Annotated in this window: 15 protein-coding genes; 7 read left to right on the top strand and 8 right to left on the bottom strand. The window is 56.4% G+C overall.

Annotated elements, in window-relative coordinates:
• Positions 1-234: 234 nt before the first annotated feature.
• Positions 235-675, bottom strand: coding sequence for a YqaA family protein (locus ACJJIK_RS18475; protein WP_444943518.1), 441 nt, complete (start codon positions 673-675; stop codon positions 235-237).
• Positions 676-896: 221 nt separating this feature from the next.
• Here ACJJIK_RS18475 and ACJJIK_RS18470 point away from each other — a divergent pair, with 221 nt between their 5' ends.
• Positions 897-1,097 (top strand): CPXCG motif-containing cysteine-rich protein, encoded by a 201-nt coding sequence (locus ACJJIK_RS18470; RefSeq protein WP_444929702.1) that lies wholly within the window; start codon positions 897-899, stop codon positions 1,095-1,097.
• Between the two features lie 25 nt (positions 1,098-1,122).
• Here the strand turns inward: ACJJIK_RS18470 and ACJJIK_RS18465 are convergent, their stop codons facing one another.
• The 3 genes from ACJJIK_RS18465 to ACJJIK_RS18455 are packed head-to-tail and all read right to left on the bottom strand — an operon-like array spanning position 1,123 to position 4,507.
• Positions 1,123-2,586: a cryptochrome/photolyase family protein gene (locus tag ACJJIK_RS18465; protein WP_444943517.1), complete on the bottom strand. Its 1,464-nt coding sequence runs from the start codon at positions 2,584-2,586 to the stop codon at positions 1,123-1,125.
• Between the two features lie 8 nt (positions 2,587-2,594).
• Positions 2,595-3,545: a MerR family transcriptional regulator gene (locus tag ACJJIK_RS18460; RefSeq protein WP_444943516.1), complete on the bottom strand. Its 951-nt coding sequence runs from the start codon at positions 3,543-3,545 to the stop codon at positions 2,595-2,597.
• Positions 3,545-4,507 (bottom strand): YbgA family protein, encoded by a 963-nt coding sequence (locus ACJJIK_RS18455; protein WP_444943515.1) that lies wholly within the window; start codon positions 4,505-4,507, stop codon positions 3,545-3,547. The genes ACJJIK_RS18460 and ACJJIK_RS18455 overlap by 1 nt, the downstream gene beginning before the upstream one ends.
• Positions 4,508-4,748: 241 nt before the next feature.
• Between ACJJIK_RS18455 and ydiJ the strand changes: the two genes are divergently transcribed.
• The 3 genes from ydiJ to ACJJIK_RS18440 all read left to right on the top strand — a co-directional run bounded on the left by ydiJ (position 4,749) and on the right by ACJJIK_RS18440 (position 9,491).
• On the top strand, positions 4,749-7,784 hold the full coding sequence (gene ydiJ, locus ACJJIK_RS18450) for a D-2-hydroxyglutarate dehydrogenase YdiJ (protein WP_444943514.1): 3,036 nt from the start codon (positions 4,749-4,751) through the stop codon (positions 7,782-7,784).
• A gap of 74 nt (positions 7,785-7,858) precedes the next feature.
• Positions 7,859-8,578, top strand: coding sequence for a tetratricopeptide repeat protein (locus tag ACJJIK_RS18445; RefSeq protein WP_444929697.1), 720 nt, complete (start codon positions 7,859-7,861; stop codon positions 8,576-8,578).
• Between the two features lie 505 nt (positions 8,579-9,083).
• Entirely contained in the window at positions 9,084-9,491 is a 408-nt protein-coding gene (locus ACJJIK_RS18440; RefSeq protein ID WP_444929696.1) for a 3D domain-containing protein, read from the top strand.
• A 362-nt stretch (positions 9,492-9,853) separates the two neighbouring features.
• Here the strand turns inward: ACJJIK_RS18440 and ACJJIK_RS18435 are convergent, their stop codons facing one another.
• Positions 9,854-10,114: a hypothetical protein gene (locus ACJJIK_RS18435; protein ID WP_444929695.1), complete on the bottom strand. Its 261-nt coding sequence runs from the start codon at positions 10,112-10,114 to the stop codon at positions 9,854-9,856.
• Positions 10,115-10,310: 196 nt separating this feature from the next.
• Here ACJJIK_RS18435 and trhO point away from each other — a divergent pair, with 196 nt between their 5' ends.
• On the top strand, positions 10,311-11,312 hold the full coding sequence (trhO, locus tag ACJJIK_RS18430) for an oxygen-dependent tRNA uridine(34) hydroxylase TrhO (RefSeq protein ID WP_444943513.1): 1,002 nt from the start codon (positions 10,311-10,313) through the stop codon (positions 11,310-11,312).
• 3 nt (positions 11,313-11,315) lie between these two features.
• Here the strand turns inward: trhO and ACJJIK_RS18425 are convergent, their stop codons facing one another.
• Together ACJJIK_RS18425 and apbC are read right to left on the bottom strand one after the other, a co-directional pair.
• Positions 11,316-11,711 (bottom strand): hypothetical protein, encoded by a 396-nt coding sequence (locus ACJJIK_RS18425; RefSeq protein ID WP_444943512.1) that lies wholly within the window; start codon positions 11,709-11,711, stop codon positions 11,316-11,318.
• A gap of 555 nt (positions 11,712-12,266) precedes the next feature.
• Entirely contained in the window at positions 12,267-13,382 is a 1,116-nt protein-coding gene (apbC, locus tag ACJJIK_RS18420; protein ID WP_444945086.1) for an iron-sulfur cluster carrier protein ApbC, read from the bottom strand.
• Positions 13,383-13,628: 246 nt separating this feature from the next.
• On the opposite strand from apbC, the gene metG reads away from it, so the two are divergent.
• Positions 13,629-15,656, top strand: a complete 2,028-nt coding sequence (metG, locus tag ACJJIK_RS18415) for a methionine--tRNA ligase (protein WP_444943511.1) — start codon at positions 13,629-13,631, stop codon at positions 15,654-15,656.
• Positions 15,657-15,666: 10 nt separating this feature from the next.
• Here the strand turns inward: metG and ACJJIK_RS18410 are convergent, their stop codons facing one another.
• A complete protein-coding gene (locus ACJJIK_RS18410; protein WP_444943510.1) occupies positions 15,667-16,569 on the bottom strand; it encodes an EamA family transporter in 903 nt (300 codons plus the stop codon).
• A gap of 154 nt (positions 16,570-16,723) precedes the next feature.
• Between ACJJIK_RS18410 and ACJJIK_RS18405 the strand changes: the two genes are divergently transcribed.
• Complete coding sequence (locus ACJJIK_RS18405; RefSeq protein ID WP_444943509.1) at positions 16,724-17,668, top strand: D-2-hydroxyacid dehydrogenase; 945 nt, start codon at positions 16,724-16,726, stop codon at positions 17,666-17,668.
• The last annotated feature ends 92 nt before the right edge of the window (positions 17,669-17,760 follow it).

Raw genomic sequence — 17,760 nt, 5'->3', positions numbered from 1 at the left:
ATATAAAAAATAAGCAAGTTCTCGCAGAAATTTGGGGTGGCAATCTGTAAAAATGATAGAAGATTCTGACATAGATTTATAACTCGAAAGAGGATGGTGCCGGCAATGTAGAAGGCCGACCCGCAGAAATAGCTAATGGCTCAATCTTCAGGCATCTAAAGCTCAAGCTTTTGGATATCTAAAAGGGCCGGGAATTTCCGTCAAGGTACTGTGAAAATCCGGCCAACTAACCACTCAGGCGGCCTGCAAGACCACATAGGCAATCGCCATATAACGCAGACCTTTACCCAGAGTCACCAATAGCAGAAACCAAAGCAGTCGAATCCGTAAAATACCCGCCATCACAGTAAGGGGATCACCAATAATGGGAACCCAGGCGAAAAGCAATGAGAAAACACCATATTTTTTAAACTTCTGCTCGGCCTGAACAAACTCCTCTTCGGACATTCTCAACCATTTCTTGATAACCCCCAAACTGGCCCAGTAACCCAGCGCATAATTGAGTAGTGAGCCGGCGACATTCCCGCAGGTGGCCACTGCAACCAGGACCCAGGGCGAGTATCCATGCAGTAAAAGGCCGGACATAACCACTTCGGAGCTCAGCGGTAAGATAGTTGCCGCCAAAAACGCCGAGACAAACAGCCCCAAAAACCCCAATTCAAGAAAATACGCCATAACAACCGCTCAAGCCTGTTGGGGCTAATCCCCTTGATACCGCCACTCCTAACTGCGTCACTATAATCGAAAACGGAAAGCAACCGAACTATTCGCGGATAAAGAACAAAGGAATCGCTCTTCTAGCCATATAAGCACTAGGCGCTATTCTAAAGTTAACCAGCAGGGACAGACTACAAATGGAATATCACTACCCGGCTAGATAAGGGAGATCTCAATTTATGCCTGAAGCAATAACCGAGAGAAGTATTGGTTGCCCCTATTGTGGCGAAACCATCCAGGTGCTAATTGATACATCGGCCTTACCGCAACAGTACATTGAGGACTGCCAAGTGTGCTGTAGACCTATCGTTTTCTCTGTGAAACTGGATTTTAGCAGCGACTTATCTGTCGAAGTACATACTGAGGACGAAGCGCTCTAAGCCGCACTATCGCCCTCCTCTCAATTCACTTCAAACTGGCGAAAACTTCAATGGCCCGCTTGCGCCCCGCTGCGACATCGCAAATCACCGGGGGATAACCCGCTGTCGGCGCCGGGTCGTGGATGGTTCTGTCACTCAGTCCGCTCAACTCGGGCACATATTTGCGAATAAACTCCCCCTTGGGGTCGAAGCGCTGCGATTGGCTATAGGGGTTAAATACGCGGAAATAAGGGGCGGCATCGGTGCCGGTAGAGGCGGTCCACTGCCAGCCGCCGTTGTTGGAGGCAAAGTCGGCATCGATCAGATTCCGCATAAAATAGCGCTCGCCCCAGCGCCAATCTATCAGCATATTTTTACTGAGAAACGAGGCTACGATCATACGCAGCCGGTTGTGCATCCAGGCGGTCTCGCGCAATTGGCGCATGGCGGCATCGACGATTGGCACTCCGGTTTCACCCTGTATCCAGCGCTCAAACTGCTCCCGGTTGTAGGACCAGGGGATTTGCTCGGTCTCCAGTTTAAACGGCTTGCCTTTACTCAGACGGGGAAAGTCCGCTAACAGGTGGGTGTAAAACTCCCGCCAGATTAATTCACTGATCCAGCAGGCCATCCCTTCATCCCCGCCCAGCCAGTGGCCCTCGTTCAAACTCAGTGCTGCGGTGATGCACTGGCGAATCGAGATGGCACCACTACTGAGATAGGGGGATAAGCAGGAGGTACTATCCAGCGCGGGAAAATCTCTTTCCGCTCGATAGGTTGAGATTTTTCCCGTGAATTTTTTGAGTTGCTGTTGTGCCGCCTTTTCCCCCGCTTGCCAGCCTTTTATCAAACCAGCAGTCGAAATTTTATCGAGGTTATAGCCACGCAGTTGCGTTGGAATTTTCTGGTTTAACCTCTGCCCTCCCGATAGGGAGAACCACTTGGGCCAGTGAGCCCCATCTTTTGCACCGGCAAACCTCCGGGGTTTAGGCAGGGTTTTTATAGCGCTATCGGCACAGAGTTGGATCAGGGCACGCTTGAAGGGGGTGAAAACCTTGTAGGGTTCACCACTGCCGGTTCTCACGGCTCCGGGAGGCAACAGGGTGCGGTCACTGAAAAATTGCACCTGTACGCCATCTTGTTTCAATAAGTCTCTTACCGCCGCATCGCGACGCTGCTCATTGAGAGGGTATTCTGTATTCGCATAAATAGCGTCTATTTTCAGGCGCTCGGCCACCTGCTGAAGAACCTCCGGCACCTGCGCAAATGAGGGGACTTCAATAAAATACAGCGGTAGGTTGCGCGCTGCACATTCAGTTTGCAACTCCCGCAGGCAGGCCATGCGAAAGGCCACCAAGGGTTCGCCTTCATCCTGGCTCTGCCAGGTCTCCGGGCAGGCGATAAAGATAGCGGCTAACTGCTGGCACTGGGTGCTCGCCTGGTAAAGCGCGGTATTGTCATGTAGACGCAAATCACTGCGCAGCCACACCAGCCCACGCGGCAAATTCACAGGGCGGCTCATAACGGTAAAGACCCCCGCAGTTGTGTAACGGCGCTCTCTGCCGTGCCGGCCAGCACGTGCGTGAATGGAAGCTGTTCCAGTTCTACGAGCGCCAGGCGCTGCATCTCGATAAAGTCACCGGCAAGCCACAGGGGAGCGTTTACACCCCGGATCGCCTCCGGCAGCGCCCGCGCGAGGATATCGCTGGGGAGAGCTTTGTGGCTATAGCAAACCACACCCTGTGCCGCGAACTTTTTTACGCTATTTCCAAGGTCCGATAACCCCGCCGGATAGGCCAGGGTAACCACTTCAATACCTGCGGCGAGAAGGACGGCGATAAACATCTGGATAAAAGCCAGCTGATCCTGCGCGGCCACTTCCAGTAAAAGAACACGGGGCCTCGGCCGGGACTTGTCCCCGAGCAAATTTTTTCTGGCCATACCATTTGCCAGCAATAATTGCTCCTGTAACAGGGGCCAGAAAAACTGCTGTGCCCGCCGACTTTCAGCCAGGCGAGAGCGCTCAAGCCGCACATGCAGAGGTTTAAGCCAGTGCTCCAACAGCAAAGCGGCGGGGAATGCGGCAAACCATTCATCCAGGCGGCGGCGCAATTGGACCTCGGCATAATCGCGAATCAGGCTGGCAGTTTCCTCCCGCATCGCCTGCCAGCTGCTTGTGTTATCAGCCGCGCTTGTCACTATTGGGTTTTTGTCTTTATCGCGCCGCAACAGGTCCCGCACCAGACCAATGGAAACACCGCGGGCGAGACATTGAAGTACCCTTTCGATTTGCCGCACCTCCTCTTCGCTGTAAAGGCGGTGTCCCTTACCGGTGCGCAAGGGGGTCAGCAAACCATAGCGGCGCTCCCAGGCCCGCAATGTCACCGGGTGAACACCGGTCCTGCGGGCCACTTCGCGAATCGGAAAGAAATTTTGTTCAACAACTTCTGGATCGGTCATGGCGGCCATTAGCGAAATTCACACAAACCCAACTCCGCCGGCTCGGCGGCGAGTAAAACCTGACTGTGGATAAAGTGATGGGGGCTGCGCGGCAAATAGTGGCGCAGCATGGTGAGCACCGCCGAAATCGGTTTGCGCCCCTGGCGGTATTCCTCGATAAGCTGGGCCAGTTCGGCGCGCTCCTCCCGGTTTAAATAGCCCTTTAAGTGCCCCTGGCTGTGCATCAGGGCATTGGTGCGGTCTTTGCGCGACGCCTGCTGGGACAGGATCTCCATAATCCGCCCACGGACTTCATCGGCAAATTTTTCCGGGGTCAGCGCGCGGGAATTGGCAACGAACTGGCCCAGGGCGCGGGTCAGCGGCTGACTGTGGGCCAGCAGCAGGTACTTGTAGGCGGTATAAAACTCGATCACCTTGGCCGGCCGGGGATCCGGCGAGACGTAGCGGTGCCAGGCGTCGTAGGCAAACACGCGAGTTAAAAAGTTCTCGCGGATATCGCTGGCATTCAGGCGCCCCACTTCCTCCATGGGCAGATGCGGGAAGTTTTGCCGCAGGCGCGCGGTAAATAATCCGGCGGCGTGCGCCAGTACACCCCGCCCCCCTTTTTGATAGTGCGGCGTCGTGTGCACGCCGCAGCTGGGGGATTTTTGCATCAGGATAAAACCGCGAAGCTGTGCCACTTGCGGGCTTATCTCGTCGGCGTAGGCTTCGAGATCGTCGGTGACATCAATATTGGTATCATCCCGCCCCACCGCGCGCAGGCGGTCACTGACAATCAGGTGAATGGGCGGGCGCGGCACCCCCAGGCCCACAGCCACTTCGGGGCAATAGGCCTGCAAGTCAAAACAACTGCCCAGCAGTTGGGTGCAGACTTTGCTGTGCTTGTGGCTACCGTTGTATCGCACCGGATCACCCACCGCGCAGCGGCTGATACCCACGGGGATTTTCTCTGGCAGAAACTGAATATTCATAATCACACTATGCGCAAGTCATCGCTTCTCTTTTTATAGTCCGCCACCAAAACTTATACAAGGATAGAGCTTGTATAAGTTTTGGTGGCGAATTGTCAGCCCGGTGCCGGCTTGCGCAAATACGAAGCGCAGCTACAATGCAAAGCCGCGTTCATTCCGAGTTTTAGTGCTGCGCACACTCTTATCGCCAGTCTTCGGTCTGCGATGCGGCCCACACCTCCCGGAAAGTACGGATTAGCTCATGATTCCAGCATTGCGCGAAGTCGACGAGGTTCAGGCGCTCTATTTGCAGTTCTTGCAGGAACTGAAGGACGCAGGTTTCCGTGGCGATACCACCCCCAGCTATGCCAGCCGCACGGTTCTGGCTACCGATAACTCGATCTATCAGGTTCTACCCCAGGCCGTTGTTTACCCCCGCGACAATCGCGACTTACAGTTGCTGGCCGAGCTGGCTGAGCGGGAGGCGTTTCACTCGGTAGTCTTATCTCCCCGCGGCGGCGGTACCGGTACCAACGGCCAGTCCCTCACCGATGGGCTGGTGGTGGATATCTCCCGCCATATGAACCAGATTCTCGAAATTAATGTTGAGCAGCGCTGGGTGCGGGTGCAGGCCGGTGTGGTCAAGGACCAGCTGAACGCAGCACTCAAACCCCACGGCCTGTTTTTTGCGCCGGAGCTCTCCACCAGTAACCGGGCCACCATTGGCGGCATGATCAATACCGATGCCTCGGGCCAGGGCTCCTGTGTCTACGGTAAAACCCGCGATCACGTGCTGGAGCTGCACACCGTATTGATCGGCGGTGAGATTTGGCACTCGGCCCCGATCGATGATGAAGCGCTGGCACAGGTCAGTGCCGGGGATCAACGCTCTGCGCAGGTACACCAAGTCTGTGATGATATAGCGCGCAGCAAAGTGGATTTAATCGCGGCAAAGTTTCCCAAGCTCAATCGCTGCCTCACCGGTTACGACCTGGCGCATATTCGCAGCGACAAAAGCTTTAACCTCAACAGTGTTCTGTGTGGTTCAGAGGGAACCCTGGGCTTTATCGCCGAGGCCAAACTCAACCTGCTGCCCATTCCCAAGTGTGTCGCCCTGGTCAATTTAAAATACGACCACTTCCAGGAGGCCCTGCGCGACGCCAAAGACCTGATGCTGGCCGGCCCCATGTCGATCGAGACGGTGGACAGCAAAGTGTTGCAGTTGGCGATGGAAGATATTGTCTGGCACAGCGTCAGTGAATTTTTTCCCTCCGAGGATCGCCCGGTTAAAGGCATCAATTTAGTCGAGTACGCCGCCGATAGCGAAGAGGAACTGGAGCGGGCACTGGCACAATTTATCGCCCATATCGAGGAGGCCATTGGCCAGCCGGGTAAGAGTTTCGGCTACTCCATTGCCCGGGGCCACGCCGAGGTCAATCGCATCTGGGCCATGCGCAAACGCGCGGTGGGCTTACTGGGCAATGCCCAGGGAGAAAAGCGCCCGATTCCCTTTGTCGAGGACACTGCGGTACCGCCGGAAAACCTGGCGGACTTTATCGCTGAATTCCGCGCGGTGCTGGACGAGGCCAATCTCGATTACGGCATGTTTGGTCATGTGGACGCGGGCGTGCTGCACGTGCGCCCGGCCATCGATATGAAAGACCCGCAACAAGCCGCACAAATTCGTCCGATCACCGATCGGGTGGTCGCCCTCACGCAGAAATATAAAGGGCTTTTGTGGGGCGAGCACGGCAAAGGCGTGCGCTCAGAATACGCACCGGAATTCTTTGGCGAGCTCTACCCAGAGCTGCAAAAAATTAAAGCCGCCTTCGATCCCCGCAACCAATTAAATCCCGGAAAAATAGCCACCCCCAATAACGACAGCCAGCTGCTAAAAATCGATGCGGTAGCCACCCGCGGCGAACGGGATCGGCAGATTCCCGCCCAGGTGTGGGAGGGCTACGCAGAGGGAGTACACTGTAACGGCAACGGCGCCTGTTTCAATTGGAATCCCGACGATGCCATGTGCCCTTCCTACAAGGCCACTCGCAACCGCATCCACTCCCCCAAAGGGCGCGCCTCACTGATGCGCGAGTGGCTGCGCCTGCTCAGCGAAAAAAACGTCGATGCGGTCGCCAGCGCTCAGCATTTGCGCGAGCGCTCCTTTTTTGTCGGACTGCCCAAGCGCATTATCAATTCCCTGGCAAAAACCCGTGGCGAGTACGATTTTAACCACGAAGTTAACGAGGCCATGCAGGGCTGCCTGGCGTGTAAATCCTGTGTGGGGCAGTGCCCGATCAAAGTGGATGTGCCGGAGTTTCGCAGTAAATTCCTCGAGCTCTACTACAGTCGCTATTTGCGCCCGCTAAAAGACTACGCCGTCGGTGGCCTGGAATTCCTGATGCCGCACCTGGCCAGGCTGCCGCAGCTGTACAACTGGCCGCTAAAGCTCAAGCCGGTTGCCTTCCTGATGGAGCGCCTGCTCGGCATGGTGGACAGCCCGCAGCTATCGGAGAAGCCCCTGAGGACCACCATGGCGGAACTGGGTGTCCCCATCGCCAGCGCCGCCTGCCTGGAGTCCCTCGGCCCCACGCAGCGCAGCCGCGCGGTGGTGATCGTGCAGGATGCGTTTACCAGTTACTTCGATGCGGAAGTGGTGGCAGATATTGTCCGCCTGCTGAAACAGCTCGACTTTGTACCTATGCTGGCGCCCTATCGCGCCAACGGCAAACCCCTGCACGTACACGGCTTCCTGCGCCAGTTCCAGCGGGTCGCCGAGTTGAACAGCGAGATGCTCAATAATCTCGCCGCCAGCGGGATTCCCCTGGTGGGCGTCGACCCCTCGATGACGCTGACTTATCGCGCGGAGTACAAGAAACTGATGGGCAGTGAGGCGCCCAAGGTCCAGTTGCTACAGGAGTGGCTGGTCTCGCAGCGGGAGCACCTGGAACAACAGCGCCACCGCATCGCGCCCGCCAGCTTCCAGCTTCTGCCCCACTGTAGCGAACAGACCAACGCCACCGCCTCGGTGAAAGACTGGCAGAGTGTCTTCGCCGCCCTGGGCCTGGAACTGACGACCGAGAGCCTCGGCTGCTGCGGTATGGCCGGCACCTATGGCCACGAAGCGGAGCACAAAGAGACCTCTCGGGTCATTTTCCAGCAGTCCTGGGCCCCCCGCTTAAATAGTGGCGAAAACCAGCTGGCCAGCGGCTACTCCTGCCGCTGCCAGGCCAGTCGCTTTGCGGGTGTATCCCTGCGCCATCCGCTCCAAGGGTTACTGGCACAACTGGATAAATAGGCATTTACTGACGTAAGAGGCCCACACTGCCGGGTCTCTTATCGTCCACCCAAGGTCACCTGCGGGAAGTGCCTATGCACAAACATCTCTCATACCTGCTGATGCTGTTTTACGCGGTGCTGGGTACCATCGTGCTGCTGGCGGCAATTTCCATGACCTTACACCCGCAGCGCCCCCCCCAGATCGAGCACTCTGTGGCATTCGTGAGCAAGGCCGAAACCTACGCCCGCACAGGCAACTACGCCGATGCCCTACCACTCTACGAAAAAGCCATCTCCTCCCTCGCAGACTACCCGGACCAACAGCAGGCTCTGCGCTACCGCTACGGCATTGTGTTGAATGCCTTCAGCGCCCAGGAGAGACCGGACCTGTACCCCCTGGCCCGCGCCCAGTTCGAGGCGGTGCTCAATTATCTGGACAGCGGCGCTGTGCTGCCCCAGTCCGCCGCAAAGGTGCAGTCCGCTATGGCGCACACTTACCACCAGCAGGCGGCCACAGAGACGGAGACCACCCAGCGGGCCCACCTGTTGCGCTCCGCCTACCTGCTCTACAAGAGTGCCATTCCGGGGCTGCGCGCGCAGGGGGAGTGGCAGAACCTGGCGATCACCTATTTCAACCTGGGGCAGGTGTGTGAATGGCAGGGGAATTTAGAGGAGGCCATCGCCTGGCTGGAGAAAACCGTGCGACTGGATATACAGCACAAGCTGCCGGACCTCCAGGAGGACAGTGACTACCTATCCGCATTGCGCAGCCAGGTGGAGCCGATATCGCAAAACCCGGAAACCGCCCTATAAATAGAGGGAATCACCCCGCCACTCTTCACTGACGACCGGGTTTCCCGGTGAAAAGTCTCTACTTTTGCCCAATCAGAGAGATATGGCGATCTAGTCACAAATAATTAATTCGGAATTTTTTACTTTTTCAGTCCGATGAAGTGCAGCGCCCCATCATCAACAGCACAGCGCATTAGAATGACATCGCTGTCACACAAAATTTCTCTTTTGAAACCATTTACCAAAGAGCCAGGTTCTCACCCGCCTTTTCAGGCTGCACAAAATATATACAGCGCCACTTTATTCTCAATTTTAATTAAAAATTAATTCTCTATTTTAATTTCATTAAATAACCTGCCAATTCATACGGTTTCTCTCCCGCTTTACAGGAAAAGTTGATACCTCAGGCGCCATCGGTAATATAGCCAGCGTTGATTAAATATTGATCAGCGATTTCCAAACAAACTTGGAAATTTCACAAGCAACCTTTGGCTTGTGACCATTTATGACCTGGAGGTAATGGGACATGATGAAACAGACTCTGCGACGTACTGCCTTTTTTATTGCCGCCCTGCTCGCGATCGGCGTGAGTGTCAATGCCTCAGCAGCAATGAAGAAAACCATGGTTGTTGATGCTACCGCCTACAATTCTGTACCCGGTCAAACTGACAGCGACCCCTGGGTAGCGGCCTGGAACAACCGCCTGCGCCCCGGTGACAAGATTATTGCAGTATCCCGCGACCTGGAAAGACACGGTCTGACCAACGGCGCCAAAGTCAAAATTGAAGGGCTACCGGGCACCTATACCGTGCGCGACCGCATGAACAAGCGCTTTAGAAACCGCATTGATGTTTGGATGGAGAAAGACATCCGAAAAGCCCGCGCCTGGGGCAAGAAAAAACTGAAGATTATTTTTGAACCGGTAAAGAAATAAGCAAAACGTTTTCAACGAGCTTGTAACCCCGCCCTCCAGCGGGGTTTTTTTATGGGGGTTCCGGCTATCGCGGCACACGCCTCGCTCTGTAAGTGCGCCCGGGGCGCCCCAGCGGGAGTAGGTAGTGACTTAAATTCGTCGCCGGCAGGATGCGGCGCGCAGGTTGATAAGGGACTGACAATTAGAAAGTGCCACCGGAGACTTGGATTCCACCATGTCTCGCGGCGGCACCGTGATTGGCTGTGCTGTTACACGATTGCGATTCCTTTCTCCCCTTAACCATAGCAGCTCGAATAGGGACCAGCAGAGCCGATACCCCTCCCGGGGGGAATTACCGGCCAGCGGATTCGCTCAGGCCCGGCTTACCAGCTGCCACCGGCCTCCTGGACCGGCCCGATAAAGGTCGCGATTCCCTCTTCCCTGAGCGCATCGAGGGCTTCATCCAGCGCTTCCTGCTCGCTGTCAAACGCATCTTCCCAAACCGTGGAATTATTGTGCTCGTCGACAATCTCGAGCAGCCAGCCGCCCTCGCCATCTTCATAAATATCGATCTGGACGGAAACCTCGCCCTCCCGATAGATCTGGCTCAACTCCGACTCTTTCGGTGCAAATTCTTCGCCCATGGGATTCGCCTCGCTGTGACCTTTAAATTTCGGCCAGAACTTTGACAACTTGTGGCCCGCTGGTCAACTACAAATCCCTACTGCTACGGGGTGGGCCGCCTGCTTACTGTACGACAAGTTTCTTTTTTTGCGATAAAATGCGCGGCGATTTTTTCTGCTCCGGATTTGCGATCCGGCCCGCAACTGAGGAAGTACCATGAATCAATTTGTTGTCTGTGCCCTGTATAAGTTCGTCACCCTGGAGGACTTTGAATCCCTGCGCGCGCCCCTGCTCGATGTGATGCAGGAGAACCGTGTGCGCGGCACCCTGCTTTTGGCCCGAGAGGGTATCAATGGCACCGTAGCCGGCTCCCGCGAGGGAATCGATGCGGTATTGGCCCACCTGAAGTCCGACGAGCGCCTGGCAGAGCTGGACTATAAGGAATCCATCACCGATGCAATGCCCTTCCTGCGCAGCAAAGTAAAGCTGAAGAAGGAAATCGTCACCATGGGGGTCGAGGGTATCGATCCGCTGCGCACCGTCGGCACCTACGTCAAACCCAAAGACTGGAATGCCCTGATCAGCGATCCGGAAGTCGTTGTCGTGGACACCCGCAATGACTATGAATTCCAGGTGGGTACTTTCAAAGATTCCATCAACCCCAAGACCGAGACTTTCCGCGAGTTCCCCCAGTACGTCAAAGAGAATATGGACCCGGCCAAGCACAAGAAAGTCGCCATGTTCTGTACCGGCGGTATCCGCTGTGAAAAATCCACCGCTTACATGAAGGAGCAGGGCTTTGAGGAGGTCTACCACCTCCACGGCGGTATCCTGAAGTACCTGGAGGAGGTTCCCGCAGAAGAGTCCCTGTGGGAGGGCGAGTGCTTCGTGTTCGATGAGCGCGTAACCGTCAACCACAACCTGGAGCGCGGCAAGTACGATCAGTGCAACGCCTGCCGTATGCCCATTACCCAGGAAGACCAGCAGTCTCCCCTGTTTGAACAAGGCGTCAGCTGCCCCCACTGCCACGACAAGGTGCCGGAGGCCGATCGGACCCGTTTCCGCGAGCGAGAGAGACAAATCCAACTGGCCAAACAGCGCGGTGAAGTCCACCTTGGCCAGGACGCCCGCGAACAGACCGTATCCCGCCGCGAGCAGAAAAAAGAGGAGCGCCGCCGCCAGGCCGAGGCGCAACAGGCCCACAGCCAGCAGGCTTAATTCTCAAAGTGCCAGCAGAGGCTGCGCTGCGCCCTTCGCCTGGGCCAGCCAGGCCTCTGCCTCGGCCTCCACGATAAACTCCCGCGAGCTAAACCGGCACAGGTAGGCGCTGTGGCTGGGCAGAGGGCAGGTCCAGCGGCTGCGCGGGTGCAACACCGCGATAAAAGCCCGTCGCAACACCGAATTCTCTGCCATATAGCGAATATATTTCTGATGTTCCTCCAAAGTAATGTGGCTGCGCGCATAGCGCAGGTCGAGTAATACGCGTAGGGGGTTTCGGTGGCGATACTTACCCACCAATCGCGCCGTGGCTTCTATTTTGTCCGCATACCCCAGCGGACCCAAAAAAAGTACACGCGCTATACCCCCTGTCGGTTGATAGCTAATATGAAAACTCATTGATAACAGCACCCGTGCGCTTGTCTTTTTTATTTTTATCGACTACAGCTTCCGCAATGCCTCTTTTTATTGTCCTAGCGGTATTGGATACCGCCTCTACAGCGGACTTTTTTCTCGTACACTCCTGATATTTACCTCTACAGCAACACCAACCCAATAGCTGTATAAAAGATACGACGTTTATCGGCGCAAATACTGCAACCGTAAACCCGGTTTATCGCTCTCAGCAGCAAATATTTTTAGCCAACGATAAAAAAACCAGCAATATAGCCACCGCAAAATAAAAAGTGGACCAGATCACAAAATTATCGACTTTTTAACGGTTAAAAATAAGAAAGCAAAACATCCCTATGTTTTTACCGGCCGTCTCTGGAGTATTTTCGCTGCACTCGCGTACCCGTCCTGTAACAGAGGCGAGCCCCACGCAAAAAATCTATCGCGTAAAAACCAGGGATAAGGGGAACACCGGGCCGCATCAATATAGGAATATTGGGGCCCGGTAAAAACCGAAAAACAAAGAAAATTATTTCTTTGTGATCAGTATCGCGAATGGGTTCAACTTATTTCGATTTCCGGCATATCGTCGTCGTCAGCGCTGTTAAGCCAGATCTGAGCGGCCGCTTTGCGGGCAATCTCCCTATAAAAACCGGCAATTTCACTGTCTGGATCGGCGACCACACTGGGTTGCCCGCTATCGACATCCGCGCGAATTTTCTGGGCCAGCGGCAGCTCACCCAGCAACTGGGTGCTGTACTCCGCCGCAATGCGCTCACCGCCACCGCTACCGAAAATCGGTTCGCTGTGACCGCAATTAGAGCAGGTGTGCAGTGCCATATTCTCCACGATACCCAGCACCGGCACAGATACCTTGCGGAACATTTCCACCCCTTTGATCGCATCTTTCAGCGCCAGGTCCTGGGGCGTCGTTACAATCACCGCACCGGCCAAAGTCGTTTTTTGTGCCAATGTCAATTGGATATCCCCTGTGCCCGGGGGCATATCCACAATCAGGTAGTCGAGGCCATCGCGGCTCTCCCCCCACAGGGTTTGGCTGAGAATCTGGTTGAGCGCGCCGCTGGCCATAGGACCGCGCCACACCGCCGGGGTCTCCTCGGTCATCAGATAGCCCAGGGACATGGTTTCGATACCCTGAGCTTCCACCGGTACAAAGAACTTCTGCGCTTTTACCTGCGGGCGCCGATCTTCCGTGCCCAGCATCGTGGGCAGGCTGGGGCCGTAGATATCCGCATCCAGCAGGCCCACCCGGGCGCCCTCGGCCGCCAGGGCCAGGGCCAAGTTGACCGCTGTGGTGGACTTGCCCACCCCGCCTTTGCCAGACGCCACAGCAACAATATTTTTTACCTTGGCCAGGGTCTCCGGCGCTCCCGCTGTGGGCGTCGCGGGAATATCGCTAAACAGCTCGAACTGCAAAGCCGAGCCCTTCAGCGCTCCAGTATTCAACAGCGGCTGACAGCACGCCTCTGCGCGCCGCTGCCAATCCGCCTCCTGGCTGCCACAGGGGTAGCCCAGGGTAACCCCGGCAAAAACAGTGTTATCCGCAAATCCCACTTCGATTTCTGCGTCCAGGTCATCCAGTGGCAAACCACTGGCGGGATCGTGCAACTGGCCGAGGCACTCCGCCAGATGTTCCAGTTCAGCCTGAACCTCCATTGATAGCTCGTCATGCTCGTGATGATGATCGCTCACGGTATCTCCCTCTCAGCGCTTCTAGGTTGGCTCGCATTGTGTCGGATGACGCGACCTAACACCAGCACTGGCCAGCAGCCGCCGGTTAATTCAAGCCCGCTAGATCCCTCCACGGCATAGTGCAAATCTGCTATATTCTGCGGTCTTTTGACGATCTCCGGCCCGCTCCGCAAGAGCCCCCGGCCGCAACCCACAGCGATGGAAAAACCGATGTCCGATACGCGCAACATTCTCGTTACCAGCGCACTGCCCTACGCCAATGGCTCCCTACACCTGGGCCATGTGCTCGAATATATCCAAACCGATATTTGGGCCCGCTTCCAGCGTGCGCGCGGTAATAACTGCCTGTATATCTGTGCCGATGATGCACACGGCACTGCAATTATGCTGAAAGCCGAACAACTGGGCCTGACCCCGGAGCAGCATATTGCCAATATGCAGGCGGAACACGAGCGCGACTTCGCCGACTTCCTGATTGGCGTGGACAACTACCACTCCACCCACTCAGAGGAAAACCGCGAGCTGTCGGCGATGATCTACCGCCGCCTCCGCGACAACGGCCACATCGCATCGCGCACCATTACCCAGGCGTTTGACCCGGAAAAACAGCTGTTTCTGGCGGACCGCTATATCAAGGGCACCTGTCCGCGCTGTAGCACCCCCGACCAGTACGGCGATAACTGTGAAGCCTGTGGCGCCACCTACAGCCCTACCGAACTGATCGATCCGGTGTCGGCAATCTCCGGCGCCACTCCGGTAGAAAAAGAGTCCGAGCACTTCTTCTTTACCCTGCCCGCCTTTACCGAATACCTGCGCGAGTGGACCCGCTCCGGCACCCTCCAGGATGAAGTGGCCAACAAGCTGGCCGAATGGCTGGAAGAGGGCCTACAGGAGTGGGATATTTCCCGCGACGCCCCCTACTTCGGCTTCGAAATTCCCGATGCGCCGGGCAAATATTTCTACGTGTGGCTCGACGCCCCCATCGGCTATATGGCCAGCCTGAAAAATTACTGCGACAGCAACGGGCTGGACTGGCAGGCCTACTGGAAAAAAGACAGCGATGCCGAGGTGTATCACTTTATCGGCAAGGATATCGTCAACTTCCACGCGCTCTTCTGGCCGGCCATGTTGGACTCGGCGGACTTCCGCACCCCCAACAAAGTTTGCGTACACGGCTTCCTCACCGTTAACGGCAAAAAGATGTCCAAGTCGCGCGGCACCTTTATCAATGCGCGCAACTACCTGGACCACTTGGGCCCCGAGTACCTGCGCTATTACTTCGCCGCCAAACTGACCGCCGGCGTCGACGATCTGGACCTGAATCTGGATGACTTTATCGCCAAGGTGAACTCTGACCTGGTGGGTAAAGTGGTCAATATCGCCTCGCGCACCGCCAAGTTTGTCAGCAAGTCCGGCGGCAAGCTGGCCGGCGAACTGGCCGACGAGGCGCTGTGGAACCAGTTTGTAGAGGCGGCCCCGCGCATTGCCGATTACTACGAGCAGCGGGAATACGCCCGCGCCATGCGCGATATTATGGCCCTGGCCGACGCCGCCAACGCCTGGATCGCCGACAAGGCCCCCTGGTCCCTGGCCAAGCAGGAGGGCAGCGAAGCCGAGGTCCTGGCAATCTGCTCCCAGGGCGTCAATATGTTCCGCGCCCTGATCACCTGGCTGGCCCCGGTACTGCCCAATACCGCACAAAAAGCGGCGGAATTCCTCGACTGTGAGCTGGATTGGGACAGCGCTATCCGCCCGCTGGCAGATCACGAGATCAAGAAGTTCAAACCGCTGCTACAGCGCGTGGAGAAAACTCAGGTGGATGCCATTATGGACGCCGCCAAGGAGTCCCTGGCGCAGCTGGAGGCGGAAAGTAAAGCCGCTAGCGGTCCCCTGGCCGAGGACCCCATTGCCGCCGAAATCCAGTTTGACGACTTTGCCAAAGTAGACCTGCGCATCGCCCTGATCGCCAAGGCCGAGCACGTGGAGGGCGCCGGTAAACTGCTGCGCTTAACCCTGGACCTGGGCGGCGAAACCCGCCAGGTGTTTGCCGGTATCAAGAGCGCCTACGCGCCGGAAGATCTGGAGGGCAAGCACACCGTGATGGTCGCCAACCTGGCGCCGCGCAAAATGCGCTTTGGTGTCAGTGAGGGCATGGTGCTGGCGGCGGGCCCCGGCGGTAAGGACCTGTGGATACTGGAGCCCCACGAGGGCGCCAAGCCCGGTATGCGCGTGATGTAATTAGGCCGCGCTAGCGCAGGGAAACCGCAATCAAGCCGGCACACACCAACCCCACCCCCAACAGCTGGGGTCTGTGTGCCGGTTCCTTGAGCAGCCAAACTGCCAGACCTACGCCGAGGGGGATACTCAGCTGCCTGAGAGCCACCACATAGCTCACATTTTCTGTCATCGTCATCGCCAGCAGTACCAGGCCGTAAGTCGCACCCATCATCATTCCCGTCAGGGCCCCGATTCTCAGATCCCGCAAACTGTGCAATAGCTGCGCGCTACCACTCTGCCCCAGACACCCCAGCAACAGCCACAAGCCGCAGGCGAGAAACTGCATGCCCAGATAACTGTAGGCCTGCACCACGGAAGGCACGCTCTCCTGCGCCGCCGCGCCCAGGTATACCAGTGCGCCCTTATCCGCCAGCGAATAACCCACAGTGCCGATCGCCGCAACCAGGGCCCAGGCACAATCGGCGCGCCAGTAGACGCGCCAGTGCCACTCGCGGAAGTACACGAGCGGCACCAGCAGACAACCTATAGTGACCAGCAACATGCCGCCCCAGGCGAGAGGGGGCAGTGACTGCCCCAGTAAAATCGTTGCCAGCGCAACCAGCAGTACCGGCAGCGCCCGCGCAACGGGGTAGACCAGTCCCATATTCGCCCGCTGGTAAGCCAGCGATAATCCCCCCATATAAATCATTTGAAAAAAACCACTGCCGATAAGGAGCAGCCAAAAACTGAGCGGGAGAGAGTTAACCTGATATAAAAGCCAGAGATTTAGCGGTAAAAGAAATATTCCAACACTCAAGGTCGCGATACAAAAAAAAGCCGGGGTCGGTGTGCGGGATTTTCCCAATAAATTCCAACCAGCGTGAAGAAATGCAGAGATAAAAACTAGACTGGCAGCCGTGACCGATATTCCCATGAAAGCCCCCCTTCAATTGCGACAAGAAAGGCCCCGAAAAAACCAACCGTAGCCAATAGTATCCACCGACAAGGCCGCTCACCAGTAAAATTTTGTATTCGAGCCGCACTGCCGTAGCATATCCATCACACAGCAAACCTATCGAGGAGATGCCATGCGCGGCGTATTTCTGGACACTTTGACAATGAAGCTCGAGGAGCTGGATACCTCGGCCTTAATAAATAGTCTAGACCAGTGGGATTTTTATGAGACCACTTCCCCTGAAACAGTCGCCGAGCGGATCGCCGAAGCCGAAGTTATCGTCACCAATAAAGTCGTTATAAATCGCAGCTTATTGGCCCAGGCCGGAAAATTAAAAATGATTTGTGTCTGTGCAACCGGCACCAACAATATTGATCTCAGCGCCGCGGAGGAGTTCAATATTCCCGTTTACAACGTAAAGGGTTACGCCGATGCATCAGTACCGCAACACACCCTCGCGCTGATTTTGGCCCTCGCATCCAAGTGGCACAACTACCACAGCGATGTATTGGCCGGCCGCTGGAGTCAGTCAGAAATTTTTTGCCTGCTCGATCACCCCGTTATTGAACTCTCGGGAAAAACACTGGGTATTATTGGTTTCGGCACGCTCGGACAAAAAGTGGCAAAACTGGGTCAAGCCCTGGATATGCGTGTGCTCGTGGCCGAATCATTCCGCGGTGCCCCCGCTGAGGGGCGCACCGCTTTAAAACAATTGTGTGCAGAATCCGATGTTATCAGTCTGCACTGCCCGCTCACGCAAGAAACTGAATTATTGGTGGACGAGCGATTTATCCGCGCAATGAAACCGGGGGCGCTGCTGGTCAACACCGCGCGCGGCGGCCTGGTCGATGAGCGGGCACTGGCAGAGGCACTGCGCAGCGGTCACCTGGGCGGTGCAGCTCTGGACGTACTCAGCCAGGAGCCCCCACCTGTCGATCATCCACTGCTGGACGGCGCTATTCCCAACCTGATTATCACCCCCCACAACGCCTGGATAAGCCGTGAATCACGCCAACGCCTCCTAAACGGCGTGGTGGAAAATATTGTGTCCTGGCAGCGTGACAGCGGCCGCCATTAATCAGCGCTGCACTGCCATTTTCCCGTCGCCGGCAGACGCCGGCGCAGGCCTAATCCCCAGTACCCTTCCGGCCCGTAAATCACCCCCGCAAC

Source organism: Microbulbifer regidiadema (SeqCode) (assembly GCF_052466995.1).
This window is presented reverse-complemented; position numbering and strand designations above follow the sequence as displayed.

Bases quoted from the DNA above. Each gene is read 5' to 3' on its own strand.
- ACJJIK_RS18475 (WP_444943518.1), bottom strand. From the start codon at position 675: ATGGCGTATTTTCTTGAATTGGGGTTTTTGGGGCTGTTTGTCTCGGCG.
- ACJJIK_RS18470 (WP_444929702.1), top strand. From the start codon at position 897: ATGCCTGAAGCAATAACCGAGAGAAGTATTGGTTGCCCCTATTGTGGC.
- ACJJIK_RS18460 (WP_444943516.1), bottom strand. From the start codon at position 3,545: ATGGCCGCCATGACCGATCCAGAAGTTGTTGAACAAAATTTCTTTCCG.
- ACJJIK_RS18455 (WP_444943515.1), bottom strand. From the start codon at position 4,507: ATGAATATTCAGTTTCTGCCAGAGAAAATCCCCGTGGGTATCAGCCGC.
- ydiJ (WP_444943514.1), top strand. From the start codon at position 4,749: ATGATTCCAGCATTGCGCGAAGTCGACGAGGTTCAGGCGCTCTATTTG.
- ACJJIK_RS18445 (WP_444929697.1), top strand. From the start codon at position 7,859: ATGCACAAACATCTCTCATACCTGCTGATGCTGTTTTACGCGGTGCTG.
- ACJJIK_RS18440 (WP_444929696.1), top strand. From the start codon at position 9,084: ATGATGAAACAGACTCTGCGACGTACTGCCTTTTTTATTGCCGCCCTG.
- ACJJIK_RS18435 (WP_444929695.1), bottom strand. From the start codon at position 10,114: ATGGGCGAAGAATTTGCACCGAAAGAGTCGGAGTTGAGCCAGATCTAT.
- trhO (WP_444943513.1), top strand. From the start codon at position 10,311: ATGAATCAATTTGTTGTCTGTGCCCTGTATAAGTTCGTCACCCTGGAG.
- ACJJIK_RS18425 (WP_444943512.1), bottom strand. From the start codon at position 11,711: ATGAGTTTTCATATTAGCTATCAACCGACAGGGGGTATAGCGCGTGTA.
- apbC (WP_444945086.1), bottom strand. From the start codon at position 13,382: ATGGAGGTTCAGGCTGAACTGGAACATCTGGCGGAGTGCCTCGGCCAG.
- metG (WP_444943511.1), top strand. From the start codon at position 13,629: ATGTCCGATACGCGCAACATTCTCGTTACCAGCGCACTGCCCTACGCC.
- ACJJIK_RS18410 (WP_444943510.1), bottom strand. From the start codon at position 16,569: ATGGGAATATCGGTCACGGCTGCCAGTCTAGTTTTTATCTCTGCATTT.
- ACJJIK_RS18405 (WP_444943509.1), top strand. From the start codon at position 16,724: ATGCGCGGCGTATTTCTGGACACTTTGACAATGAAGCTCGAGGAGCTG.